The sequence below is a fragment of the Planctomyces sp. SH-PL14 genome (assembly GCF_001610835.1).
In the GTDB taxonomy this organism is placed as follows: domain Bacteria; phylum Planctomycetota; class Planctomycetia; order Planctomycetales; family Planctomycetaceae; genus Planctomyces_A.
Genome location: NZ_CP011270.1, coordinates 659,298 through 683,545 on the forward strand (window position 1 = coordinate 659,298; position 24,248 = coordinate 683,545).

Here is a 24,248-nt window from a genome sequence, read left to right on the forward strand (position 1 = left end):
CATCGCCCGGCCGGATGAGCAAGGAACAATGACCTACGACTTGTTGCTGCCGCGGCGGATCGTGTTCGGCTGGGGCCGCCGCGCTGAGCTGCCGCAGTGGGCCGCCTCCTTGGGACGGCGGGCCCTCCTGGTCAGCGGCTCGCGCACGCTCTCCGCCAACGGTACCCTCGCCGCCCTCAAGGAATCGCTCACCGCGGCGGGCTTGGCGACGCTCGACGTAGCCGAGATCCACCGCGAACCAGAAGTCGAAGATGTCGACGCTGCGGTCTCCCGTCTCCGGGAGAGCGGCGTCCAGCCGGGGGACTTCGTTCTGGCGGTCGGGGGCGGTTCGGCGATCGACCTCGGCAAGGCGGTGGCGGCCCTGGCGACGAACCGGCAGAGCGAGACCGTCAAAGACTACCTGGAAGGGGTCGGCCGGGGCCTCAAGCTCGACCAGCCCCCGCTTCCCTGTCTCGCGATGCCGACGACGTCGGGGACCGGGAGCGAGGCGACCCGCAACTCCGTCATCTCCAGCCGGGCCGAGGGCTTCAAGAAGAGCCTCCGCTCCGACGCCATGGTCCCCGCGGTCGTCCTCGTCGATCCGGAGCTGACCGTCTCCGCCCCCCGCAACGTCACGGTCTGGTCCGGCCTCGACGCGATCACGCAGCTCATCGAGAGCTACATCACCAGGAACGCACGTCCGGTCCCGCAGGCCCTGTGCCTCGAAGGTCTCCAGAAAGCGGTCCCGGCCCTCCCCCGTCTGGTCGACGATCCTGCCGACCGCGCGGCCCGCGAGGCGATGTCGCACGCCGCTCTCCTCTCCGGGATCGCCCTGGCGAACTCGGGGCTCGGCATGGCGCATGGTGTCGCGGCGGCCCTCGGCGTCACCTGCGGAATCGCTCACGGCCTCGCGTGCGCCGTCATGCTCCCGACCGCCATGGACCTGAACCGCCGCGCCCGCGAGCCGGAGATGGCAACGCTCGGACGGATCTTCACCGGCGATGACCGGTTGAGCGGGGCCGCGGGGGCCGATGCCGCCGTTCGGTTCATCCGGGACTACTGCCAGCGGCTCAGCGTTCCGACGCGGTTGCGAGACCTCGGCGTCACCAAGGACCAGGTCGAGCCGCTCGTCCTCGGATCGCAGGGGAACAGCATGAACGGCAATCCGCGGCCGATCTCGGAATGCGAATTGTCCGACACCCTGGAGGCGCTCTGGTGATTCTGGCCGTCGGTCTGAGCCCCGCGTGGCAGCAGATTCTCGTCTTCGACAACCTCGTTCCGGGTGAGGTGAACCGCGCCGCGGAGTCGCACTGGTGCGGCTCGGGGAAAGTTCTCAACGTCGGCCGGGCGATCCACTCGCTCGCCCCCGGCGCGGGCGCCCTCACGATCTGCCCGCTCGGCGGCCCCGCGGGGCAGGCGATCTTCCATGAGTTCCAGGAAGACCGCATCCCGCTCGTCCGGATGGCGTCGGTCGCCAACACCCGGGTCTGCACGACGCTGATCGAACGCCCCACCGGCCGGATCACGGAGCTCGTCGAGAACGCCCACCCGATCCGCCGCGACCAGCTCTTCGCGTTCGAGTACATGGTCGGCGAAGCCTGGCGAAAGATGTCCACGGTGAAGTGCGCCGTCTTCAGCGGCTCGCTCCCTTCGCTCTCCGATGGATCGTCCACCGCCGACTGCTACGCCCGCATGATGTCGGGCCTCGAAGCCCCGGTGATCCTCGACGCCCGCGGCCCGGAACTCCTCGCCGCCCTGGCCCACCGCCCGCTCCTCGTGAAGCCGAACCGTGAGGAACTCGCCGCCACGGTGAAACGTCCCCTGGAAACCGATGACGGCCTCGTCCGTGCGATGCGGGAAGTCATCGACCTCGGTGCCCAGTGGGTCCTGGTGACGCAGGGAGCCGACTCGGCCTTCCTCGCCTCGCGGACGGAGGTCTACCGCTTTCACCCGCCGAAGGTCGAAGTCGTCAACCCGATCGGCTGCGGCGACAGCGTCGCCGCGGGGATCGCCGTCGGCATCGCGGACGATCAGCCGGTGGTCGAAGCGGTCCGCTACGGCCTCGCCGCCGCCGCCGACAACGCAACTCGTCTCCTGCCGGCACGGCTGGATGGGCCGTCAGTCGAGTCCCTCTTGAACCGCATTGCCGCAACCCCGACGCCTCACTCACGCTTCTGACCGCCGAGCCATTCCTATCTGTGTGCATCTGTGTTTATCTGTGGCTGAAACATTTCGGTGAGCCACAGATGAACGCGGATAAACACCGATGAAGGGGCGAGGGCATCGAAGGTTTCCAGCCGCATGAAGTTTCCCTCCGATATCCTCTGCCGCTGCTGGTTCCTCGCCGGGCCGACCGCGAGCGGCAAGACCGCGGTCAGCCTGCGGCTGGCGGAGCGGATCGGGGCCGAAATCGTCGCGATGGACTCGATGACCCTCTATCGCGAGATGGACATCGGGACCGCCAAGCCGACGGCCGAGGAGCGGACGCAGGTCCCGCACCACCTGTTCGACATCGTCGACCCCGCCGAGGACTTCTCGGTCGCCGAGTACCTCGACGCGGCGCTGCCGACGGTGAGCGACATCCTGGGACGGGGTCGCGTGCCGCTGTTCGTCGGCGGGACCGGTCTTTACCTCCGGTCACTCCTGCGAGGAGTCTTTGAAGGGCCGCCGGCCGACTGGCCGTACCGCCACGGGCTCGAAGCGGAGCTGGCCGCGACCTCCCCCGAAGCCCTGCATCAGAAGCTCGCCGCCGTCGATGCGGCGTCCGCGGCACGGCTGCACCCCAACGACGTCCGCCGCGTCATCCGGGCCCTGGAGATCGTCCACCTGACGGGCCGGCCCGCCTCGGAACTCCACGACGAGCAGCCGCTCCCCGCGGATCAGCGGCCGCAGCACGTCGTCTGGCTGAGCCCGGACCGCGAGCGCCTTCACGAGCAGATCAACCGCCGCGTCGATCAGATGCTGCAGCAGGGACTCCTCCACGAAGTCACGGCCCTTCTGCGACGGCCGCGCGGACTTGGCCGGACGGCACGGCAGGCGTTGGGCTACAAGGAGCTCCTGGACCACCTGGAAGGCCGCGAACCGCTCCCCGCCGCCGTCGATGCCATCAAGACCCGGACGCGGCAGTTCGCCAAACGGCAGTGCACGTGGTTTCGAAATCTCGAAGAGTGCCGCGCCGTCGAGATCGCACCGGGAGAAAGCGCTGATGCGATCGTGGAACGGATCACGGGATAGGCAGCGGAATGGCTGGCTTAAACCGCGTCCTCGCCGGCACAGCTATGCTCGCTTAATCCCAACGTGCGACGGCCGCTGGGGTCAAGGGGGTCTCACCCCCTTGCCGCCGGAGGCACTTCCATGAGGAACCGTGGTAAGCAACGGGCGAAGCCTTTGTGGTACCGGCGTTGAGCACTCAACGCCCGCTTTGCAGTCCCCGCGGGTTGGTGAGGGGGCATACGACACGGTATCCGCGCTTGGACACGCCCCCCTTCAGACTATCTCTCGACGGCCAGGCCTCCGGCGGGCAAAGGGCCAGAAAAACAACACAGGCCCCTCTGCACTCCCCACCAGGGGCCAGCCCCTGGACCCCGGTTCGGCCAAGTGCGCCGTTCGAGCTGCAGCAGAAACGAAAAAGACCACTCGGCAGCGCACTTGCGCCACCGAATGGTCTCACATTCCTGCTTCGCTGAAGCTCACAGCTCACGCCGGCTGAAGCTCGCCAAGAGCATCCTTCAACCGCGCCCGAGCCGTGTGCAACCGTCGCTTGATCGTCCCGACCGGGCTCGAAAACCGATCACTCATCTCCTTGAGAGACTGACCCTCAAAGTAGAACGCGACCAGCGTCTCCCGATCCAGCTTCCGCAACCGCGACAGGCCCTTCTTGACCTCCCGCGCCTGCTCCTGCCGGACCAGACCGTCAATCGGAACATCCGGCCGCGTCCGGAAGGCATCGAAGGTCTCCGGCGCCTGAGTCGTCTCATGCGGCCGCCGAACCGCCCGGTTGATCGACAACCGGATGGCAATCCGCTTGAGCCAGCCCACGAACCGTTCCGGTTCCCGGAGCTGATCAAGCTTACGGAGCATCCGCACAAAGACGTCCTGCGTCACTTCGGCCGCCTCGGCGCTGTTCCGCAACCGACGCATGACGATGGCGAAGACGGTCCCTTCGAACTGCTGGACGAGCTGGTTGAAAGCGGCCGGACAACCGGCCTGAGCCTGGCGAACCAGGAGGAGGAGTTCTAAGTCAGTCATGGGCACCTCTCGAAACCTGAGAGGGGACGCCCCGTTCCCGTTTGAGGAGAATAGAGCGTGAGGATCAGCCCTTCGTCGCCGACTCACTTCGGCAAAAGTGAAGAGGCTGCTGAGAGACCCGGCGCTTGCGAATGACACATTCGAAAACGAGTGAAATCGGCCCCCTGATCGCGGACAACGCCTGCGGATCAGAGGAGCACGCCGACACGAAGTCGGAAATTCCATCGGGGGCCTGGACAGGACTAGTCGCCGCGTAGAGCGTGAACTGCACGCAAACGGCAACCGCATCAACTGATCTGAAACGACCAGCGACCGGTTTGGGCCACGATGGCGGGGCGGGCGGGGAACAACCGTTGTCCGTGGGTGCGGACGATCGTTTCCCCAACCCCGTCAAAGTGAGACAGCTCGACTGATGGCGAGCAGTGCCCAAAGGGGCGCCGGAAGTTCGCTCTCAACTGGCGGCATGACGGATACGCCCGGTACCCGTACTGGCGAATATCTGCGGCTTGGCATCGATTCGCGCACGCTGGAGAGACAGCCTGTCTCCATCGACTTAGAGCGATGGATCTCAGAAAGCGGTTTCCCGAGGTGCATACGAATGCCCGAGCCGACGACGCGATCGCAAACGGTCGCGGCGGCCGCATTGAATGCGAACGTCTGTGCCGTGGCGGTCTTCGTGATCTGCTGGTTCATCGCTGATACCTCCTGCGACCGCTCAGGGCGGTCTTCGGGAAACGAAACAAGGTGCCCCGTATTGTTTCCCCGGGGCGGGTCCTCGAAAAGGGAGACCGAAAAGTTGGGTTGCTGGTCGAGCGCCAGGTCGGACGCCACGCCAGAAGGCATTCCCCATGGCCCGCAAACGCATCTCGTGCGTAGAAAGGAATGCATGGGAGTCAATACGTCACTACGACCCGGGCAGACCAGAAAAGGTTCGCGAGAAATCCGGAGATTCGGGGAAATTCGGAAATTCGTCCCGCTGGACACGTCGGAAAACCGGCCGCAAACGTGTTTTTCCAAGGAGAATTGATGCGTCCCGAACCGCAGGACGAGAGCGAAAAACGTCCGACAGCGGGAACACCATGGTGAGGCGGGCTAAGACCCACCCGGCTCGACCGCTGCCGGACGGACGCATTGTTCGGCAGCGAATCAATTCCTCAAGAGTCCGATCGACGTCGTTCCAGTGAACTCAGGGTTTCCCCGGACCTTTGGCCCTCCAGCAGTAACAACCCTTCCGGTGAAAACGATCCTCGGAAAACGAAACACGAACCCGCGCCGTCCGAAGGTGAGCACCGCCCGAAGAAGCCCCAGCGCAAACGAAGACGCCGCAATCGTTTACACGATTGCGGCGTCTTGCCGATGAGTGCCCCCACAAGGACTCGAACCTTGGACTTACTGATTAAGAGTCAGTTGCTCTACCAACTGAGCTATAGGGGCTTTTTGCGAGCGGGGAAAGGTATCGGCTCGCTCGCGGGAATTCAACCGCTCACATCGGCAATTTCGCCGGCACGCATGATGCAATTCGACCGCCCCCGACTGGACCGTCCCGGCCGCTCGTGGGTTCGCTCGGGAATGGCCTCACCCCTGGGCCTTTTGCCGAACCTCTTTCATCTTAGAGACATACTTCTCCGCCATCGCCCGGATGGTCCCCATGTCTCCCTTTGCCAGGGCCTCTTTCGTCACCAGATTGCTTCCCAACCCGACGGCACAGGCCCCGGATTTCACAAAGTCGCCGAGGGTATCGAGGTTGACGCCCCCCGTCGGCAGGAGCCGGACGTAGGGCAAGGGTCCATGAACCGCCTTCAGGTAGCCGGGGCCGCCGACTTCCGCCGGGAAAACCTTGATGAACTCCGCCCCCGCCTCCCAGGCGGTCAGAATTTCTGTCGGCGTGAACGCCCCGCACATGACCACCTTGTCGTAGCGGTGGCACGTTTCGATCACCGCCGGACGGACGACCGGGGTCACCAGGAATTCCGCCCCGGCCAGGATCGCGGCGCGGGCCGTCGCCTCGTCAAGGATCGTTCCGGCCCCCAGCAGGATCTTGTTCCCCAGTCGATCCCGCACCGCGGAAATGACCTCGAGCGCCCTGGGGACGGTCAACGTCACTTCCAGGACATCTACGCCCCCCTCGGCGAGCGCCTCGGACACCTGGACCAGCTGGTCACTGCTGGAAGACCGAATGATCGCCACGATCCCGCTGTCGAGCACCCGCTGCACATCGTTGTGTCGAGACATACCCCTCGCCTGACCGTCAAAGAACTGATTTTTCGGACGAGTCAGTTTGTAGGACCTCCGCTGGGGAAACGCGAGAGTCTCGCTCGCACCGCCCCAGCAGGATTCGACCGGGGCATTTCATACACCAGTGCTTATTGATACGTTGTCCCCCGGCGAGTACCGTAGTGGCAGCGCTCCGAGTGCTCCCCTCCCGACAAGGAAGCGGCTGAGCCTTCCCCCCGACGCGCTCTCCTCTCCCCTTCCCCCCGGGAGCGAGCCGCTCTCATTCGAGCCTTTCGAATGCCTGCCTCCCACGTCTTCCTGACTGTTACCCCCGCCAGAGCGCTGCTGTGGCGACTCGTCGCTCTCTTCGTGTTCCTCGCCCCCCTTCCGTCGCGCGTCGCGGCCGAAAATCCCTCCTCTCCGATGGGGCAGGCCACGAATGACGAGCGTCAGGGACACGAATATTTCGAGCGGAACGTCCGGCCACTCCTGTCGCAGCACTGTTTCTCCTGTCACGCCAAGGGGCAGGCCAAAGGGGGCCTGAGTCTTGCCGACCGGAAGGGACTACTCGCCGGCGGCGAGGGAGGCGCGGTCGTCTCGCTCGAGAAGCCGAACGACAGCCCGCTGATCGCGGCGGTCGAGGGACGGGACGGCCTTCAAATGCCGCCGAATTCGAACCTGAGCGACGCGGAAGTCGCGGTTCTCAAGCGATGGATCGAGCTGGGTGCTCCGTGGCCGGAGGCGGTCGAGGGGACCGCTCCGACGGCCGGGACCGTAACCGCCGAAGCCCGCGAGTTCTGGGCCTTTCAGTCGGTGAAGCCGGTCGCGCCCCCTACAGTCCAGGACTTTGCCTGGGTCCGCCAACCGCTCGACCGGTTCGTGCTGGCCGCATTGGAAGCCCAGGGTCTCCGTCCTGTCGAGGAAGCCGATCGACGGACATTCATTCGCCGGGCCACGTTCGACCTGACAGGCCTCCCTCCCAGTCCGCAGGAGGTCGCGGCGTTCCTGGCGGACGACGCTCCCGATGCCGACTCGCGGCTGGTCGACCGGCTGCTGGCATCGCCGCAGTATGGCGAGCGGTGGGGACGGACCTGGCTCGACGTCGCCCGCTACGGTGAAGACCAGGCCCACACCTTCCAGGCGCGGACCTATCCCAACGGCTACCGCTACCGCGACTGGGTCGTCGCCGCGTTCAACGCCGACCTCCCATACGATCAGTTTGTGGTCGAGCAGATCGCGGGCGACCTGCTGCCGGCCTCAGACCGTGCCGACGAAGAGCGTAAGGCGCGTTCCGCGGCACTCGGCTACTTTGCTCTCGGTCCGGTGTACTACAAGGACGCCGGCTGCGCGGGGAAGGCGGAGTCGGACGAGCTCGACGACCGGATCGACACCCTCTGCCGCGGATTCCTCGGGCTGACCGTCTCGTGCGCCCGCTGCCACGACCACAAATTCGATCCGATCTCGACGAAGGACTACTACGCGCTGGCCGGCGTCTTCGCCAGCACCGAGTACCGGGAAGTCCCGCTCGTCGCGGACGACGTCGTCCGCCGCTACGACGAGGCCGCGACCGCGATCAAGGACCGCGAGAAAGCGGTCAACGAGGCAAAGGCCGAGGCCACGCGTGAAGCGGGCGAACGGTTCGCTCCGGAAACGGCCAAGTACATCGTGGCCGCGTGGCGGCGGCGTCTCCCCGGTTCCGATGCCTCGGCCAAAGCCGATGCCGCCGCGAAGGACCAGGGCCTGAAACCGTTCCTCGTCGACCGGTGGGTCGAGTTCCTCAAGTCCGACATCGTTGGCAAGCGGCCCTACCTCGCTGGGCTTCAGCAAGCCCTCGGGGCCGAGGATCCCGCGGCCATGGAGAAGGCGGCCGTCCTGGTCCAGGACGAGCTCGTCGCGGCGCTGCAGACCCGCGATCAGGCGAAGACCGCGGAAGCAGGAGGATCGGAGAACTCCTCCTCAAGACCGGCAACGGCCTCAGCGGCTCTGGCCCAGCCTGAGATCCTCAAAGACCTGCTGACCGACCGGAACGCCCCGTTCGCCATCCCCAAGGACCGGGCCGAAAAGCTGTTCTCCGACTCCGCCAAGGCGCGGCTCACCGCGCTGCAGAAGGACGTCGAGCAGGCGAAACAGAACCTCGGCCCCAAGTACCCGTTTGCTCATAGTCTGGCCGATGCCGCTCCGAAGAATCTCCAGGTCCATCTCCGGGGCAACCACAAGGACCTTGGCGACGAAGTCCCCCGACGCTTCCTCACCATCCTGACGGCGGACGCCGCCGAGCCCTTCCATGAGGGGAGCGGGCGGCTCGAACTGGCGCGGGCCATTGCCAGCCCCGCCAACCCGCTCACGGCGCGGGTCATGGTGAACCGAATCTGGCTGAATCACTTCGGCCGCGGCCTGGTCGGGACTCCCAGCAACTTCGGCCTCCTCGGCGAGCGGCCGACGCACCCGGAGCTCCTGGACTACCTCGCCGACCGATTCGTGTCTTCGGGCTGGTCGATCAAGGAGCTCCATCGCGAAATCCTGCTCTCCGCGACGTACCGGCTCAGCAGCGATTCGCGCGGCGAAGGGGCGGCGACGGCTCTCAACCGCGATCCCGACAACCGACTTCTCTGGCGGCAGAATCGCCGCCGCCTGGAGATCGAGGCGTGGCGGGACGCCATGCTGCTCGTCGGCGATCGTCTCGACGACCAGTTGGGTGGCCCCGCGGTCCGACTCGACGACGCCGGGAACCGCCGCCGAACGCTCTACGCCGCGATCAGTCGCCACGACCTGAACGGGACGCTCCGGATGTTCGACTTCCCCGATCCCAACCTGACGAGCGAGCGGCGCGTCAGCACGACCGTCCCGATGCAGCAGCTGTTCGTCCTGAACAGCGAGTTCCTCGCGCAGCAGGCCCGGGCGCTGTCTCAGCGGATTGCCCGGGAGGCGTCGGCCGATGACACCGTCCGAATCGCCGCTCTTTATTCCCTCCTGTTCCAGCGCGATCCGACCGAGGCCGAGACGCAGGTCGGTCTCGCGTACCTCCAGAGCCCGCTCCCTGAAACCGTCGCGCCGGACGTCGTCAAGCTCTCCCCATGGGAGCGGTACGCGCAGGTCCTGCTCGGAACGAATGAGTTCCTGTTCCTCGACTGACATGGAATCCGGCCGATGACTCCTTCGCCACGCCTCTCGCGCCGCCACCTCCTCTCACAGATGGGGGCCGGATTCGGAACGCTCGGTCTCGCCAGCGTCCTGACCGAGGGAGGTCTGCTCTCTTCATCGGCTGACGCCGCGCCTGCGGCTGCCAGTCCCCTGGCTCCCCGGTCGCCGCACTTCGCCGCGCGGGCCAAGCGGGTGATTTTCCTGTTCATGAACGGCGGACCGTCGCACGTCGACACGTTCGATCCGAAGCCCGACCTTGCCCGTTACGCCGGCCAGCAGCCGGAGGAGCTGACGAAGAACTACCAGCGTTCGGTCGGCAAGCTCTTTCCTTCGCCGTTCAAGTTCGGGAAGTACGGTGAGAACGGGATCGATGTGAGCGAGCTCTATCCGCACGTCGCCGGCGTGATCGACGAGTTGTGCGTGATCCGCTCGATGCACACCGACATCCCCAATCACGAGCCCGGACTTCTGATCATGAATTCGGGGAACTCGCAGCCGACGCGGCCGAGCCTGGGTTCGTGGCTGACCTACGGCCTTGGGACCGAGAACCAGAATCTTCCCGGGTACGTTGTCCTCTGTCCCGGGAAGCCGGTTGTCGGTCCGCAGCTGTGGGGGAGCAGTTTTCTGCCGGGAATCTTCCAGGGCTGCCACATCAACAACAGTAAGCTCGACCCGCAGACCGTCATCCAGCACGTCCACAACGCGAACATGCCTCCGGCGGTCCAGCGGCGGCAGGTTGACCTGCTGCAGCAGCTCAACACGATGCACCAGGAACAGCATTCCGACGATCCGCAGCTCGATGCGCGGATCCAGTCGTTCGAGATGGCGTTCCGGCTGCAGTTCGCCGCACAGGAAGTGTTTGAGCTGAAGAGTGAGACGCAGGCGACGCGGGACCTGTATGGGGCGGGGCAGTTCGCGGATGCCTGCCTCGTCGCGCGGCGGATGGTGGAGCGGGGAGTTCGGATGGTCCAGCTCTACTACGGCGGCGGCCAGCCGTGGGATGACCATGGCGACATCATGAATCACGCCGACCATGCCAAGAAGAGCGATCAGGCGATTGCGGGGCTGATCCGTGACCTCAAGAGTCGGGGGCTTCTGGAGGAGACGCTTGTGGTCTGGGGGGGCGAGTTCGGTCGGACGCCGTGGTCGCAGGGGGCGAAGGGGCGGGACCATCACAGTCGTGGGTTTACGATGTGGATGGCGGGCGCGGGCGTGAAGGGGGGCCTGGCTTACGGGACGACCGACGCGTTCGGGAACATGGCGGCGGACAACCCGGTCCATGTCCACGATCTGCATGCCACGATTCTGCATCTGATGGGGCTGGACCATGAGCGGCTCACGTACCGTTACAGCGGGCGCGATTTCCGGCTGACGGACGTGCATGGTAGGGTCGTCCACGACATCCTCGCGTGACATCGCCGAGGCTCACTATCACAGCGGGTCCAGGGGTCCCCCCTGGTGGGGAGTGCAGAGGGGCAACGCCCCTTTGCCCGCCGGAGGCCGTCTCGTCGAGAGATGTCTGAAGGAGCGCGTGTCCAAACGCGGACACCGTGCCGTATGCCCCCTCACCAACCCGCGGGGATTCCAAAGCGAACGGTGAGACGTAAGGGAGTCCTCATAGCTGGTGCCACAAAGCGGATGCCCGTTGCTTGCCACGGTTCCTCATGGAAGCGCCTCCGGCGGCAAGGGGGCGTGGTCCCCTTGACCCCAGGCTGCCGTCGCACGTTGGGTTTGAGCTATGGGAGCCGTGCCGGCAACGGTGAGCCCGTCCGGCCGGATTGCTAGAGTGTCCCTCCGGACCATGATTCTTTGCAGCTCAGGACCCAAGTGATGACTCTCTCCCAGATGGCCGGCGCGTGCCGCCTCGCCGCGGCGCTCGTCCTCCTTTCCTCTTCGCTGTTCGCCCAGCAGCCCCCCTACGACGTCTTCCCGGAGGCGAAGCCGCCCTACTACCGCGTGCGGTACGAAGCCTCCACGAAGCCGGGCGAGCTGATCTATCCCGTCAACTACACAATCTGGATCCCGCAGGACGTCAAGGTGCTCCGCGGCGTCGTTGTCCATCAGCACGGCTGCGGGGAAGGGTCCTGCAAATCGGGGCTGACCGGCGCCTACGACCTCCATTGGCAGGCCCTCGCGCGGAAGCACGACTGCGCTCTGCTCTCCCCCTCGTACGAGCAGCCGGAGAAGGCCGACTGCCAGATGTGGTGCGATCCCCGCAACGGCTCCGCGGCCGCGTTCCAGAAAGGCCTCGTCGATCTGGGGGCGAAGTCCGGTCATCCCGAACTCGCCTCGGCGCCGTGGGCCCTGTGGGGGCACAGCGGCGGCGGTCACTGGGCGGGGGGGATCGTGATGATGTTTCCGGACCGCGTTGCGGCGGCGTGGCTCCGGTCCGGCGTGCCGCTCCTGAAGGAGGAGCCGAAGCGGATGGGGATCAAGTCGCATGTCCTGCCCGACGCGGCTCTCCAGGTGCCGATGATGTGCAACCTGGGGACGAAGGAGGGGGTGACGGACAAGGAGGGGCGGTTTGCCGGCGTGTGGCCCGGCAACGAGGTGTTTTTCCGGGAACTCCGCGGAAAGGGGGGACTCGTTGGCGTGGCGGTCGATCCGCTGACCGCGCACGAGTGCGGCAACCAGCGATACCTCGCGATTCCGTGGCTCGACGCATGCCTGACGGCGCGGTTGCCGAAGTCCGCCGGTCCGCTTCGCGCCATGTCGACGGACGGGGTGTGGCTGGCTCCGATCACCGGTCTGGAGGCGATCCCGGCCACTGGTGCTTCAACCGCTCCGCTCGAAGCGGGTTGGCTGCCCGATGAGGCGATCGCCCGGGCGTGGATGCAGTATGTGAAGGACACGGGCGTCACCGATACGACTCCGCCGCCGGCTCCGACTCAGCTTCGCGTGGCGGGGAATCAGCTCACCTGGGAGTGCGTGGCGGACGTCGAAAGCGGCTTGGCGAAGTTCGTTGTGGAGCGGGATGGGGCGTTCCTGGCGGATGTTCCAGGGGCGGGGAAGAACCCGTTTGGTCGACCGTTGTTTCAGAACCTGCAGTACAGCGACACGCCGACACAGCCGCTGGTGCCGATGCAGTTCACGGATGCGACGGCCAAGGCGGGTGAGAAGCATGTGTACCGGGTGATTGCGGTCAACACGGCGGGGTTGAAGTCCGAGGCTGTGGCGGAGTAAGTTGACGGTCGACCAGCGCCCTCGCCGGCGCGGCTCGATAGCTCAAACCCAACGTTCCACGGCAGCCTGGGGTCAAGGGGGCCACGCCCCCTTGCCGCCGGAGGCACTCCTATGAGGAACCGTGGTAAACAACGGACGTCCCCTTTGTGGTCCCGGCGTTGAGGACTCACCGCTCGCCCTGGAATCCCCGCGGGTGGGTGAGGGGGCATACGACACGTTGTCCGCGCTTGGACACGAGCTCCTTCAGACGTCTTCCGACGAGACGGCCTCCGGCGGGCAAAGGGGCGTTGCCCCTCTGCACTCCCCACCAGGGTGCCCCTGGACCCGGTTCTTCAGGTCGCGATCGCCGGGATTGGAGACAGCGCTGGAGACGGGGCGACAGGGACAACCGGACCATGGTGGCCGCCATGCCCCGCATGCACATACTCCGCCGGCGGCCCCTCCTGAACATGCTCACCAGGAGCCGACCACTTGATCAACCCGAAATCCTCCACAAACAGCACGTAGAACACCGGAACCACCACCTTCGTCACCAGCGTCGCAATCAACAGCCCCATGATCTGCACATAACAAAGCGGCTCCCACAACGGCCCCCCCTTGATCGCCAGCGGAATCAACCCACCGACTGTCGCCAGCACAGTCACCAGAACAGGCCGCAACCGAACGAGAGCCGCATCAATCACCGCCCGCCGCAACGGCTCGCCTCGTTCATGCGCCTCCTCGATGTACTCGAAGAGAACAATGACGTGGCTGATGATCACCCCGATCAGCGACGACACCCCCAGGAGAGCAAAGAACCCCAGCGGCACCCCAAACACAATCAGCCCCATCAGCCCACCCACCATGCCGAACGGCACCGCCGCAAAGACGACCAGCGGCTTCGTCAGGCTGTTGAACTGCAGGATCAGAGCGACATAGATCGCCAGCACCGAAACGATCATCGCAATCGTCAGCGACCCGAATCCCTTCCCCTGCTCCTCCTTCTCGCCGCCAATCTGGAAGTGATACCCGGGAGGCCACTCCGGGACGGCCCCCGCCAGTTTCGCCTCGATGAGCTCATACGCCCGGCTGGCCAGAAGCCCCGGCGCCACGTCGCACTTCACCGTCAGGCATCGCTCGTTGTCCCGACGGGCGATCTTGGGAGGAATGAACTCCGGCCGCAGCGTCCCGATCTGTGACAGCGGAACCCGCGCCCCACTCTTCGAACCGACCACGCTCAACGCCTGCAGCGCCTCCAGGCTGCCCCGCTCATCGGGCCGCAGCCGGAACGCGATCGGGATCAACCGGTCCCCTTCGCGGATGCTCGTCGCCGTGTAGCCGGACAGGGAGGCGTTCATCAGCATCGCCACATCCTCGTGCGAGACACCGCTGACGTTGGCCCGCTCCGGATCGACCTCGAGGCCGACCCGCAGATACTCCGGATCCCAGTCATCCTGAATGTTGTGGGTCCCAGGGATCTCCCGCATGAACCCCTTCACCTGCTCGCCCAGCCGGCGAAGCGTCGCCACGTCAGAGCCCAGCAGCCGGAACTGAACCGGAATCCCGATCGGCGGACCGGACTCCAGGGCCTGGACATGGACACGCGCGGCCGCCAGGTGCTTCGGCAGCTCCGCCTTGAGCCGCTCCGCCACGGCGTACGTGTGCCGCTTGTCACGGGTATGGACCATCAGCTGGGCATAGTTCGTCGCCGGCTGCTCCGGGACGATCGACAGCCAGAACCGCGGCCCTCCTTGCCCCACAAACGTCGTGTACCCCTCCACGTCCTTGCCGATGAGGCCGTCGATCCGCCGGATCGCCGCCAGAGCCTCCCGCTTCGTCTCGTGGATCGACGTCCCCTCGGGCAGGAAGAGGTTGACGGTGAACGCCGAGTGCAGGTCCTTCGGGAACAGATTCGTCCCGATCAGCGGCAACAGGCTCAGCCCCGCGATCAGCACGATCAGGCAGATCGTCAGCGAAGCCCACTTGTGGTTCATGCAGGCTTCCGAGAAGCCGTTGTAGATCCGGGCGAAACGCGAGCCCTTCCCCCCTTCGGCCATCCCCGCCTCGAGACCGAGCTGCCCCTTGAGGAGGTAGTAGCCCAGGAGCGGGATGAAGGTCATCGACACAAGCCGACTGGCCACGAGCGAAGCGGTCACGACCACCGGCAGCGACCAGATGAACTCGCCCACCCCGCCGCTGACGACGAGCAGCGGCAGAAACGCCGCGCAGTTCGTCACCGTGGCATAGAGGATGGCCCGCGAGAGCTTCTGCGGCCCGAGCCACGCCGCGACGTCGCGAGGCGTGCCGTGAGCCAGTTCACGGTTGATGGCGTCCCCCGCCACGACCGGGTCGTCGACCAGCAGTCCCAGCGCGATGATCAGCGCCGCGATCGAAATCTGCTGCAGGTCCACCCCCAGCAGCGCGCAGAACAGGAACGTCATCGCCAGCGTAATCGGGATCGACAGAGCGATGATCAGAGCGCTCCGCCACTCCATGAACAGGAGCGAAACGAGAACGACGATCACGATCGCCTCAACGAGGCACTGCACGAACTCATGAATCTTGAAGCCGACCCGCTCCGGCTCGTCGCTCGTCCGCTCGATCCACAGGTCGTCGGGCAGCACTCCGCGGAGCGACGCCAGCCCGGCGTCGACATCGCGGCTGAACTCCTCGATCTGCGTCCCCTTGACCTGCCGGATCGCAAGCGTGATCGCCCGCGACGTCCAAAGCTGCGGGGCTCCGGAAGCGGCCGAGGCTTCAACTGAAGACTCGGCCGAAGAGCCTGTGACCGGTACGACCGACGAACCGGCGGCGACAGGCCCCGTTGGCCGGTCCATCGCCGGGAACTTGCGGGTCCGAAAGTTCAGCAGCCGCGGCGAGTCGTCGTACCCGCGCGAGATATCGACCAGATCGCGAAGGTAGAGCGGGGTCCCATCCCGCACGTCGACCACGATCTCGCCGATCTCGCGCTCGCTCCGCAGTTTTCCGCTGGGCTTCACCGCCAGGTTCTGATGCGGCAGCTCGATCGTCCCGCCGGGGAGGGTCATGTTCCGCTTCTGCAGTGCATCGGCGAGTTGCCCGAAGTCGAGTCCATAAGGGGCGAGTCGCGGGTTGCTGAAGTAGAGGTCGATCCGCTGGTCGACGACTCCCATCTGTTCGATCTTGCCGATCTTGGTCGACTGCCGCAGCCGGTCTTGGACCACATCCGCCAACTGCCGCAGCTCCTCATAGCTGTAGCGGGCCACTCCCCCCGGTTCCTCCTGACAGCGCTGCCGGAGCGCGGCCTCCAGATCGGTGGGGTTCTCCACCACGACTCCTGGCCAGACGTCCGGGTGCGACAGCGTCCGCGGCGCTTCACGCCACTCGGCGAGCGCGGTTTCGATCCGCGCCGAGTCTGCTCCCGAGGGAACGTGGAAGTCGATGACCGCCGCCCCCAGGAGGGGAATCGTGACGCCGTCTTCCGCCAGCCCCTGATCCGCCAGCGTCCGCAGCCCCTGCTGTCCCAGCCGCTCCAGCAGAGCCGAGTCGACGGTCGAGGGATGAACGATCACCGCGCTCCAGCGATGGTTCTGGAACTGCGGCTCGCGTGCCGCGCGGCTCTCTTCAATCCGCCGGCGAATGACGCCCGCCCGCTGCGCCACCTCCTGGTCGGTCACCGGAGGACTGGCGAGCGTCAGCATGATCGCGACGGTGTCGCCAAAGTCCTTGTCGAGGATCGGCTTCACCATCGTCCCGCCGACACTCGGCAGGTCGGTCATCGAAGCCAGCTTGTTGTCGAGGTCCTGCCAGATCGCATCTGCGTTCTTCGTCGTGTCATAGAGGTCGACAAACACCGCCGAGAGCCCTTCGCGATTCGTCGAGCGGACATGCTCCACGGCGGGGTTCTCGGCGAGCTTCCGCTCGATCCGGCGGCTGACCTCCTGTTCCACTTCCAGCGGGTCCGCACCGGGATAGACCGTCATGACCAGTCCGCTCCGGATCTGGATCACGGGGTCCTGCCGCTGCGGCATGGCCCGGTACGCCGCGAAGCCTGCGATGAGCGTCGCCATCAGGAGGGTCCAGGCGATCGGACGCTTGTAGACGAAGTACTGAGAGACGGTCATGGCAGAACCTGTCCCGATCCCGTCCCGGGCGAGCACCCGGACGGAAGGAGGTCGAGGAACGAAAGCGAACAGAAGCGTGGACGGTCAAAGACGAGACACAGACATCCGCCGATCCGGCGGCGATCACGGAACGACGTGAACCACTTCCCCATCGCGGAGCCGGTGAACCCCGGTCGAGACGATCTCGGCGCCGGCATGCAGGACGTCCGCCGTCGAACCGGACGCATCAAGCGACACCGCGACCCGGTTGTCGAGAACATCCCCGATCCGGATCGGCACTCGGCGAAGGACCATCCGCTCTCCATCGCGCGTCACGCGAAAGACGGCAGCCTCGCCGCTGTCGCCGGTCTCTACCGGGACAATCGCCGTCAGGGGCACGAGCGCCGCGCGGCGCTCATGGCGAAGACGAACGGTCGCGACCATCCCGGGACGCAGTCCGTCGGGCCGATCGATACGAACTTCCACGGGATAGGAGCGCGACCGCTCATCGGCTGCCGCGCTGATCATGTGGACCACCCCGCGGAACACGCGGCCGGGGAGCCCCTCGGCCGTCACCTCAATCGTGTCGCCGATCGCCAGCCGGCCCAGGAGCGTGTCCTGCACTGCGAAGGAGACCACAACGCTCGACAGGTCGGTCACCACGAACACCGGATGCCCCGCCGCCACCTGCTGCCGCTGATCAATCGAACGGAGCGCGACCGTCGATTCCTCGAACGGCGCGGCCAGCTCGCAGTAGCGAAGGTTTTCGTCTCCCTGCTGGAGGGCAATCCGCGCGGCCGCGACATCCCGCTCGGCGACCTCGATCGACGCCTCGGTCATCAGCCGACGGGCGCGGGCGGCGTCGAGGGCCGCCACGGTCGTCGCCTTGCTCGCGGCCAGGGCCGTCGTGCGGTCATAGGCGGACTGCGCCTCGCCACAGTCCGCCTGGGCCTGCTTCAGCCGGGACTCGGCCGCCGCGAGCTTCTGCGAGGCGGAGTCCCGTTCGCGGCGATAGTCCGCCGGATCGAGCCGGGCCAGGATCGTTCCCGCCGGCAGCCGGTCTCCTTCGTGGAGGTCGCGGGTCTTGCCATCGGCCCCGGTCACCTGCCGCAGTTCCTGAACCGTCCCGCCGACCCGGAACGAGAGCTCGACCTTGCGGAACTCGTGAACGACACCACCGAAGTGAGTCCCGGCGACCACGACGCTCTCGGCCACCGGCTCGATCCGAACCGGCGTCGGCTGGGCGGGCGGAATTGCGATGTCATGCGAAGCGGCGAGCCGCGCCATCCCGCTTCGCCCGATGAGGACGAGCGGGATCGTCACCAGAACCGCGAGGAGACCGATTGTCGATTTCCGACGGTTCGTCGACTTCGAGGCAAAAAAAGGGACTTTGGAGTCAGTCATTGGCAGAACCCTCGTCAGACAGGATCTGGTCCGCCACGCGGGGGACCGTGACGGAGTAGTCAAAACTCGTCGACAGCGGCTTCCATTGAAGGCCGTCGAGAAGCAGGCTGAGGTTGTCGAGCAGGTGTGGGGAGCTGGAGGTGATCCCCATCTTTCCCACGACCGAGGCGTAGTTCATGACCGCCATATGGGCGCCGATGTCCTGGCAGAAGAGCGCGAACGTCACCTTCTCGGGCGTCCAGGGGGGCGTCAGCGTCAGGTCCCCTTGCTCGACCCCATCGCGGACGAGGCTGAAGGCAATCTTGAGGATCTGCTGTTCCAGCTGCTCGAGGCGCTCGCGGCGCTCGGACGAAGCCCGGGCGTCGAGGTTCGCCATCCGGATGATCATCTCTGACTGGAAGTAGTGCGGATATCGCTGAGCGAAGATCTCGTCCGCGGCAACGAGAGCCAGGATCCGCTCGCGGGAGATTCCAGGGAGCCGGGAGGCCCGGGCAAAGAGGTCCAGGCGGGTCTCACAACTCTGGATCGCCAGAGCGGCAACGAGGTCTTCCTTCGAAGAGAAGTGCTGGTAAATCGTCCCTTTGGAATACTCGGCCGCCTCAGCCAGCCGGTCGAGCCCCAGGTTGGCGAAGCCGTCTTCGACGAGCATCGTCCGAGCCAGACCAAGGAGCATTTGCTCCCGTCTGCGGATCTCCTGCTGCTTGCGCGTCGCCGTGCTCATAGACTCATTTTCGACAGATCGTCGATTTTTGTCAACTCGTCATTTCCATTGTGGATCGGAATGTCAAAGAGGCGCTCGGGGGAGCCGGTCCCGCAACGTTTGCGGCCATCAGCCAATGTGGTGGGTCCGAAAACCCGCGGCCGACGCCCTCTGGGACGGAAACGCAGCCGGATGAGGCGACGAACCGTGACACCCGTGTGGCATTTGGCTACGCTTTGAATGCGGACGCTGACAGCTGAGCGGGCTCAGGGCACAGGTCGGTTGGCCCTGGCTCCCACCGGCACCGATCCTATTCGACGGCCGGGAGGGCGAAACGCGGAAACGGATGTCGGCGTCCGAAGGCCCCACTCCCTACCTCGTTGTCCAATCCGATTCGGGATGAGTTCTCAAACAGACGACTCGATCTCCGGCTGGCTGAGTCAGCTCCATGCGGGGGACGCCGCCGCCATTCAGCTGCTGTGGGACAAGTTCTACAAGCGGCTCGTGGCCGTCGCGGACAGGTTTCTCACAGGCCTCCCTCCGATCCAGGACGACGGCGAGGACGTCGCGGCCAGCGTGTTCCAGAGCTTCTGGAGGGGGGGCAAGGAGGGGCGGTTCCAGAACATCAACGACCTCGACGAGGCGTGGTGGTTTCTGTTCCGCATGGCCTGGAGGAAGTGCGTGGACCGCGTCCGGCGGGACAAGGCCCAGAAACGGGGGGGCGGCACGCAGATCGTTTCCCTGAACGGAGAAGCGTCCCACGAGTTCCTGGAGATCGTGTCTGAAGAACCGGGCCCGGAATTCCTCGCCAGTTTCAATGAGCAGTATTTTCGACTTTTGGACGCCTTGCCCGACGCGAGCACCCGCAAAATTGCGGTATTAATGCTGCAGGGCCATTCCGCCAACGACATCAGCGAGCGGACCGAGATCTTCAAGTCGACGGTCCGCCGCAAGATGGATCTCGTGCGCAAGGTCTGGAAACACGAGCTCGACAAATGAACAACCAGGATCTTCCCACGGGGCCAGTCGAGGGAGGAACGTCTGTCGTCGTCGCCGGGAGCGGCCTGTCCGATCTCGAAATCGACCTCGAACTGAACTCAGTCTGCGACGCGTTTGAGAGCGCCTTGCAGACCGGTCAGCGGCCGCAACTGGCGGACTACCTGACCGACACACGGCTCCCCGTCTCGACGCTCTTCGTCGAGCTCGTCCAGATCGAGATGGAGTACCGCCGCCGCAAGGGGGAGCCGGTCACGCTCGAGGAATACGTCGTCCGGTATCCGGAGTTCAGCGAAGCGCTCTCGAAGCTCGCCCCGAGCCTCGACACGGTGTCGATGCCCGCCCCGCGGGGAGCGCCGACCACGTCGCTCGGCCGTTTCGAGCTCGTCGCCCCGCTGGGCCAGGGAACCTTCGGCGTTGTCTGGAAGGCCCGCGACACCAAGCTCCGCCGCTGGGTCGCCATCAAGCGGTTTCGCGAAACCGCCCCGGCCCCCAGCCGGGACCTGTTCGCCCGCGAGGCGCGGGCAGTCCAGAAGCTGGATCACCCGAATGTCGTCCGCCTCCTGGAACTGAGCCAGGGAGCGACGACCGATTACATCGTCTTTGAATACGTTGAGGGACGAACTCTCAAGGAGATCCTCGAAGAGCGGAACCACACGCCGCTCGATCCGGACCGCGCGGCGCGAATCGCGCTGCAACTCGCCAACGGCCTGCAGCACATTCACGAGCGGGGTCTCATCCACCGGGACCTCAAACCGGCGAACGTGATGATCACCCCCGCCGGGGACGCCAAGTTCCTCGACTTCGGCCTCGCCCGCCACACCGACACAACATCAACGATCGGTGGCGGCCAGGGGTTCCTGGGGACAATCCCCTACATGAGTCCCGAGCAACTCCAGAAGGGAAAGTCGGTCACAAGACAGTCCGACATCTACGCGCTGGGTACGGTCCTCTACGAGATGCTCTCCAGCCGGCGACCGTTCGAGGGTTCGGTAGAGGAACTCATTGCCACGATCCCCAAAGGGAATCCCTCCCCCATGGACGTGCCGGCCGTTCTACGAACCATTGTGGGCCTGGCAATGGAGGTCGATCCCTTGGACCGCTACGCCTCCGCGGAGGCGATGGCCGAGGACCTTCAGTGCTTTCTAGATGGCTCTACCCCCGCCAGCCGAATCGGCAGAAAGTTGAGGAAACTCGGACGCCAGGTCACGCGTCGAGATTTCCTCGTGAAGTCGGCTGTGGGCATTGCGGCAACGGCTGGAATCGTGAAAGCGGCGGGAGTGTTAGTCCGAACACACGACGACGGCCGCCACGACGTTCTGCTCACCACTCAACCAGAAGGAGCTGAAGTCCATATCATTCCCATCCGCTCTCCTACTGGCGAGCCGGACCTGGCGAGCATCCAGCAACTTCCCGGAAACTCCCCTCTTCGAAGCCGGCTTCTTCCCGGCAACTACTTGGTCGTCGCAGTTCTTCCGGAATCTCGCCGCTTCCATGAGGTTTTTCGGAGAGTGCCGGAAAGTCCCAACGGCTTCATTGACGGGATTGGCGAACACCAACGGTGGGAGCTGCACGACGGCGTCGTGCATTTGCCGTCTATCAAGATTCCGGACGTGACTGTCGTCGACGATATGACTTTGTTTCCTGGAAGCCCAACGTTCCTAACGGGGGAGGTTGGAGTCACATCGGCGCCACGAAGTATGCTCGCCATTCCTTCGTTTTATCTGGACCGTTGCGAGGTCACGATTTCGGACTATCGTCACTTCTTTCGAGGTGACCGTCCCGCTATCGCACCGAAATGGAAGGCCCCCCTCACTGACCGACAAGCCGCCCCCATGTCTTGGGATGCTGCCGTATTGCTGGCGGAGATCATGGGCAAGCGGCTGATGAGCGAATATGAGTATGAGTTTGCGGCAACCAATGGTGGCGAGCGTCTTTGGTCCTGGGGCGACAATCCCTCGCCAAACTTCGACATCGGCGCCGCATTCCAAAATGCCGGCCTCCCAGCAGAAGACCGAGTCGGCGATCCACCCGTCTACGGCCTGTGCAGCAATCTCGCAGAATGGACATCCAGCGGCTTGCTTGGCGCTGGAAATGGAACCGCAGACGGAGGTGCAAGCCGTTCACAATTGGTAAGTGCGGAGCTCACCAAATTTCAAATTGTACGGGGAGGGAGTTTGAACGTGCTGCAAGAGCAGGAAGTCGCCGCCGCGGATCGGAATCCACGGCGGCGACTCCCACGAGAACGCTATCGAGTCGACCGAGGCCTCGGATTGCGATGCGCCAGAAGCCCGCAACCTCGTTGCCGTCCCGAGCATTTCATTCAGGCGATTTTGCCTTATTCTCGGGAATAACAATCCTCCCATCCTTGCGTTCGTAGGACAACAGAACCATTGGCGGCAATCGTAGATCGCCCAGAATCCCATCCGTCAGACGATGCACATTGCTGGACCTGAACGTCGCCCTCGCGTTGACATCAACGGCCACTGCGGCGCCGTCGACAGTGCGCGGAACGGGAGCGTTGTCCATGGGTCTGTCTTCCACATACTCCTTCCCAAGATGAACAGTCCGATACGTCGTCCCCCCCAAATGAAAACGAATCTTATGGACCTGATAAATACGCCACTCGTTTGCCGCGACCTGAATGCGCAAGTACACAGGTTCGTCATCGTCGTTATAAACTTCTGGCGGCCGAATATGGCTTGGAAACGGGTGCCTTAAGACGAACTCAACTGGATTGTGTTCGCGAGTGGTTTGCCTGCGCAGTCCGGGAAATTCGCCGACGCGGGTCGTGCTGTTTGCTGCCAGTCTTCCAGCTTTCACCTCAGCAGGAGCGCCCCCCAGACAGTCGCACGCATCCGGAGACGTGTAACAGAAGTGCGGCCAGTTGCTACACATCGCAATCAAGCCGCCGCTGACGGGACTGTTGCAGTCAAGGTGATTGTAATCTGTCCAGAATGGTTGATAGCCATCATCGTCCGGATCGTCCAGCGGAACAAGAAGGCACGTGCAGGCGGGGTTCGCCCAACGCCGCTTCACAGCCTCAACAGCCTTTTCATCTGAGAAGCCCCTCTGCAAGGGAATCAGCCACATCAGCGAGGCCCACACACACACAGCAACACGCATTGCAAGAAACTCCCAAGTCGTCCAGCAAAATAAAACTGCCCTAAACCGCGAACCTCCAACAAGCTCCTTGTCGGGGCCACAGCTAGAACTCTCCGATAAGCCGTCCGTCAGCGATCATTCCCAGTAACTTGAACGTCTTCATCTCGATGGAGTCGTCGATCGCACGGACAGCGCCGTCACCCATGCACACATGAACCATCCCGGTGTGCGGCGATGTCAACGGATTGTTTGGCCCCTTGTTCTGATGAACACCCGGCTGATTGTAATGAGAATTCGGCGGATACCTCAGAGTAGTAATGTTGTAACTATCTGTGACGATGTTTCCGACGGGGTTCAGGTAGACCGGAGGAACACCCAATGCCGCCGTCCCCGCCAGGAGGCCGACATTGTGGGCTCCATCCACCCGCATCAGAGTCGGAGGGTTGGTGGCCAGGTTCTTCGCCTGCGAGGAACACTCTCCCACCACGATCACGTTTGAGCTCCCGTCCTTCATCATCTCAACCGATGCGGTGCCATTTGGAAAGAGGGCGCCATCCGCTGAGATCTGCCCAGCGTTCGAGGACAGCAGACAGCAGTCCCGGACCCGAGTGGCAGGGGTCCCATCATGATTCGTTGACCCGGCGATACCAACGTACCCGGAAATCGGGAGATTGAATCCGCCGGTCAACACGGTCGGCGCAAGGGAGCTGGAAGGGCATCTAAAAACGGGAAGATTCTTGTTGTGGAACACCTGACCGTTCGGCGAGTTCGACAGACCGCAATTTGGATGCTGAAAATCGAAATCTTTGAATGCGTCACCCTGCTCAATATGAGGCAGCAGGCCGACAATCCAGGATGGTCCCACTCCGCGCGGTTGCGCGCGTGCGCCAATCGGGAACGAACCGAAGGTGTCTTGATAGTTATGGAGGGCGAGGCCGATCTGTCGAAGATTGCTCCGGCACGCCGCCCGATTGGCTATCTCCCGCGCATATTGGACCGCAGGCAGCAAGATCGCGACGAGAATGGCGATGATCGCAATGACGACCAGCAATTCGATCAGCGTGAAACCTCGCTGACGCCGTGAGGACCTTGGAAAATCCAACACCATCTCCTCCTGCCGGAAATGACTGGGCCTAGTCACCCGGAAAACAGCCTCGACACCCGGCGGACTTGACCGGCGAAAGCGCCACCAGCCCTGGCCCGCTGCAACGAGAGAG

General features: G+C 64.6%; 16 protein-coding genes and 1 tRNA gene. 8 read left to right on the forward strand and 9 right to left on the reverse strand.

Annotated elements, in window-relative coordinates:
* Nucleotides 1–28: 28 nt before the first annotated feature.
* The 3 genes from VT03_RS02740 to miaA all read left to right on the forward strand — a co-directional run bounded on the left by VT03_RS02740 (nucleotide 29) and on the right by miaA (nucleotide 3,213).
* On the forward strand, nucleotides 29–1,198 hold the full coding sequence (locus VT03_RS02740) for an iron-containing alcohol dehydrogenase (RefSeq protein WP_075091570.1): 1,170 nt from the start codon (nucleotides 29–31) through the stop codon (nucleotides 1,196–1,198).
* Entirely contained in the window at nucleotides 1,195–2,157 is a 963-nt protein-coding gene (locus tag VT03_RS02745; RefSeq protein ID WP_075091571.1) for a 1-phosphofructokinase family hexose kinase, read from the forward strand. Before VT03_RS02740 ends, VT03_RS02745 begins: the two co-directional genes overlap by 4 nt.
* Nucleotides 2,158–2,280: 123 nt before the next feature.
* A complete protein-coding gene (miaA, locus tag VT03_RS02750; RefSeq protein ID WP_075091572.1) occupies nucleotides 2,281–3,213 on the forward strand; it encodes a tRNA (adenosine(37)-N6)-dimethylallyltransferase MiaA in 933 nt (310 codons plus the stop codon).
* Nucleotides 3,214–3,675: 462 nt separating this feature from the next.
* On the opposite strand, the gene VT03_RS02755 is transcribed toward miaA, so the two are convergent.
* The 4 genes from VT03_RS02755 to VT03_RS02770 form a co-directional block, all read right to left on the reverse strand.
* Complete coding sequence (locus tag VT03_RS02755) at nucleotides 3,676–4,227, reverse strand: RNA polymerase sigma factor (protein WP_075091573.1); 552 nt, start codon at nucleotides 4,225–4,227, stop codon at nucleotides 3,676–3,678.
* A gap of 390 nt (nucleotides 4,228–4,617) precedes the next feature.
* On the reverse strand, nucleotides 4,618–4,920 hold the full coding sequence (locus VT03_RS02760; protein WP_156514248.1) for a hypothetical protein: 303 nt from the start codon (nucleotides 4,918–4,920) through the stop codon (nucleotides 4,618–4,620).
* A 668-nt stretch (nucleotides 4,921–5,588) separates the two neighbouring features.
* Nucleotides 5,589–5,661 (reverse strand) — tRNA-Lys (locus VT03_RS02765).
* 141 nt (nucleotides 5,662–5,802) lie between these two features.
* A complete protein-coding gene (locus VT03_RS02770) occupies nucleotides 5,803–6,459 on the reverse strand; it encodes a bifunctional 4-hydroxy-2-oxoglutarate aldolase/2-dehydro-3-deoxy-phosphogluconate aldolase (protein ID WP_075091575.1) in 657 nt (218 codons plus the stop codon).
* 279 nt (nucleotides 6,460–6,738) lie between these two features.
* On the opposite strand from VT03_RS02770, the gene VT03_RS02775 reads away from it, so the two are divergent.
* From VT03_RS02775 to VT03_RS02785, 3 genes are all read left to right on the forward strand, one after another.
* Nucleotides 6,739–9,573 carry a PSD1 and planctomycete cytochrome C domain-containing protein gene (locus VT03_RS02775; RefSeq protein WP_075091576.1) on the forward strand — a complete coding sequence of 945 codons (2,835 nt, stop codon included), beginning with the start codon at nucleotides 6,739–6,741 and terminating at the stop codon, nucleotides 9,571–9,573.
* Between the two features lie 15 nt (nucleotides 9,574–9,588).
* Nucleotides 9,589–10,995: a DUF1501 domain-containing protein gene (locus VT03_RS02780; RefSeq protein WP_075091577.1), complete on the forward strand. Its 1,407-nt coding sequence runs from the start codon at nucleotides 9,589–9,591 to the stop codon at nucleotides 10,993–10,995.
* Between the two features lie 417 nt (nucleotides 10,996–11,412).
* Nucleotides 11,413–12,765, forward strand: coding sequence for a hypothetical protein (locus VT03_RS02785; RefSeq protein WP_231870582.1), 1,353 nt, complete (start codon nucleotides 11,413–11,415; stop codon nucleotides 12,763–12,765).
* A gap of 332 nt (nucleotides 12,766–13,097) precedes the next feature.
* Here VT03_RS02785 and VT03_RS02790 read toward each other — a convergent pair whose 3' ends face one another.
* The 3 genes from VT03_RS02790 to VT03_RS02800 form a co-directional block, all read right to left on the reverse strand.
* Nucleotides 13,098–16,847, reverse strand: coding sequence for an efflux RND transporter permease subunit (locus VT03_RS02790; RefSeq protein ID WP_075091578.1), 3,750 nt, complete (start codon nucleotides 16,845–16,847; stop codon nucleotides 13,098–13,100).
* 123 nt (nucleotides 16,848–16,970) lie between these two features.
* Nucleotides 16,971–18,230 carry an efflux RND transporter periplasmic adaptor subunit gene (locus tag VT03_RS02795; RefSeq protein WP_075091579.1) on the reverse strand — a complete coding sequence of 420 codons (1,260 nt, stop codon included), beginning with the start codon at nucleotides 18,228–18,230 and terminating at the stop codon, nucleotides 16,971–16,973.
* The gene (locus VT03_RS02800) at nucleotides 18,223–18,951 is read right to left on the reverse strand and encodes a TetR/AcrR family transcriptional regulator (protein ID WP_075091580.1); all 729 of its coding nucleotides are present in this window, start codon (nucleotides 18,949–18,951) and stop codon (nucleotides 18,223–18,225) included. Before VT03_RS02800 ends, VT03_RS02795 begins: the two co-directional genes overlap by 8 nt.
* Nucleotides 18,952–19,329: 378 nt before the next feature.
* Here VT03_RS02800 and VT03_RS02805 point away from each other — a divergent pair, with 378 nt between their 5' ends.
* Both VT03_RS02805 and VT03_RS02810 read left to right on the forward strand, forming a co-directional pair.
* Complete coding sequence (locus VT03_RS02805) at nucleotides 19,330–19,929, forward strand: ECF-type sigma factor (RefSeq protein ID WP_075091581.1); 600 nt, start codon at nucleotides 19,330–19,332, stop codon at nucleotides 19,927–19,929.
* Nucleotides 19,926–22,280 carry a bifunctional serine/threonine-protein kinase/formylglycine-generating enzyme family protein gene (locus VT03_RS02810; protein ID WP_075091582.1) on the forward strand — a complete coding sequence of 785 codons (2,355 nt, stop codon included), beginning with the start codon at nucleotides 19,926–19,928 and terminating at the stop codon, nucleotides 22,278–22,280. The genes VT03_RS02805 and VT03_RS02810 overlap by 4 nt, the downstream gene beginning before the upstream one ends.
* On the opposite strand, the gene VT03_RS33135 is transcribed toward VT03_RS02810, so the two are convergent.
* On the reverse strand, nucleotides 22,246–23,052 hold the full coding sequence (locus VT03_RS33135) for a hypothetical protein (RefSeq protein ID WP_156514249.1): 807 nt from the start codon (nucleotides 23,050–23,052) through the stop codon (nucleotides 22,246–22,248). The genes VT03_RS02810 and VT03_RS33135 overlap by 35 nt on opposite strands.
* A gap of 82 nt (nucleotides 23,053–23,134) precedes the next feature.
* Nucleotides 23,135–24,139, reverse strand: a complete 1,005-nt coding sequence (locus VT03_RS02815; RefSeq protein ID WP_075091583.1) for a DUF1559 domain-containing protein — start codon at nucleotides 24,137–24,139, stop codon at nucleotides 23,135–23,137.
* Nucleotides 24,140–24,248 lie beyond the last annotated feature (109 nt).

Excerpts from the sequence above, each read along its gene's own strand:
- VT03_RS33135 (WP_156514249.1), bottom strand. The coding sequence starts at position 23,052 with ATGCGTGTTGCTGTGTGTGTGTGGGCCTCGCTGATGTGGCTGATTCCC.
- VT03_RS02790 (WP_075091578.1), bottom strand. The coding sequence starts at position 16,847 with ATGACCGTCTCTCAGTACTTCGTCTACAAGCGTCCGATCGCCTGGACC.
- VT03_RS02800 (WP_075091580.1), bottom strand. The coding sequence starts at position 18,951 with ATGAGCACGGCGACGCGCAAGCAGCAGGAGATCCGCAGACGGGAGCAA.
- VT03_RS02760 (WP_156514248.1), bottom strand. The coding sequence starts at position 4,920 with ATGAACCAGCAGATCACGAAGACCGCCACGGCACAGACGTTCGCATTC.
- VT03_RS02810 (WP_075091582.1), top strand. The coding sequence starts at position 19,926 with ATGAACAACCAGGATCTTCCCACGGGGCCAGTCGAGGGAGGAACGTCT.
- VT03_RS02780 (WP_075091577.1), top strand. The coding sequence starts at position 9,589 with ATGACTCCTTCGCCACGCCTCTCGCGCCGCCACCTCCTCTCACAGATG.
- VT03_RS02785 (WP_231870582.1), top strand. The coding sequence starts at position 11,413 with ATGACTCTCTCCCAGATGGCCGGCGCGTGCCGCCTCGCCGCGGCGCTC.
- VT03_RS02775 (WP_075091576.1), top strand. The coding sequence starts at position 6,739 with ATGCCTGCCTCCCACGTCTTCCTGACTGTTACCCCCGCCAGAGCGCTG.
- VT03_RS02755 (WP_075091573.1), bottom strand. The coding sequence starts at position 4,227 with ATGACTGACTTAGAACTCCTCCTCCTGGTTCGCCAGGCTCAGGCCGGT.
- VT03_RS02770 (WP_075091575.1), bottom strand. The coding sequence starts at position 6,459 with ATGTCTCGACACAACGATGTGCAGCGGGTGCTCGACAGCGGGATCGTG.
- VT03_RS02795 (WP_075091579.1), bottom strand. The coding sequence starts at position 18,230 with ATGACTGACTCCAAAGTCCCTTTTTTTGCCTCGAAGTCGACGAACCGT.
- VT03_RS02740 (WP_075091570.1), top strand. The coding sequence starts at position 29 with ATGACCTACGACTTGTTGCTGCCGCGGCGGATCGTGTTCGGCTGGGGC.
- miaA (WP_075091572.1), top strand. The coding sequence starts at position 2,281 with ATGAAGTTTCCCTCCGATATCCTCTGCCGCTGCTGGTTCCTCGCCGGG.
- VT03_RS02805 (WP_075091581.1), top strand. The coding sequence starts at position 19,330 with ATGAGTTCTCAAACAGACGACTCGATCTCCGGCTGGCTGAGTCAGCTC.
- VT03_RS02815 (WP_075091583.1), bottom strand. The coding sequence starts at position 24,139 with ATGGTGTTGGATTTTCCAAGGTCCTCACGGCGTCAGCGAGGTTTCACG.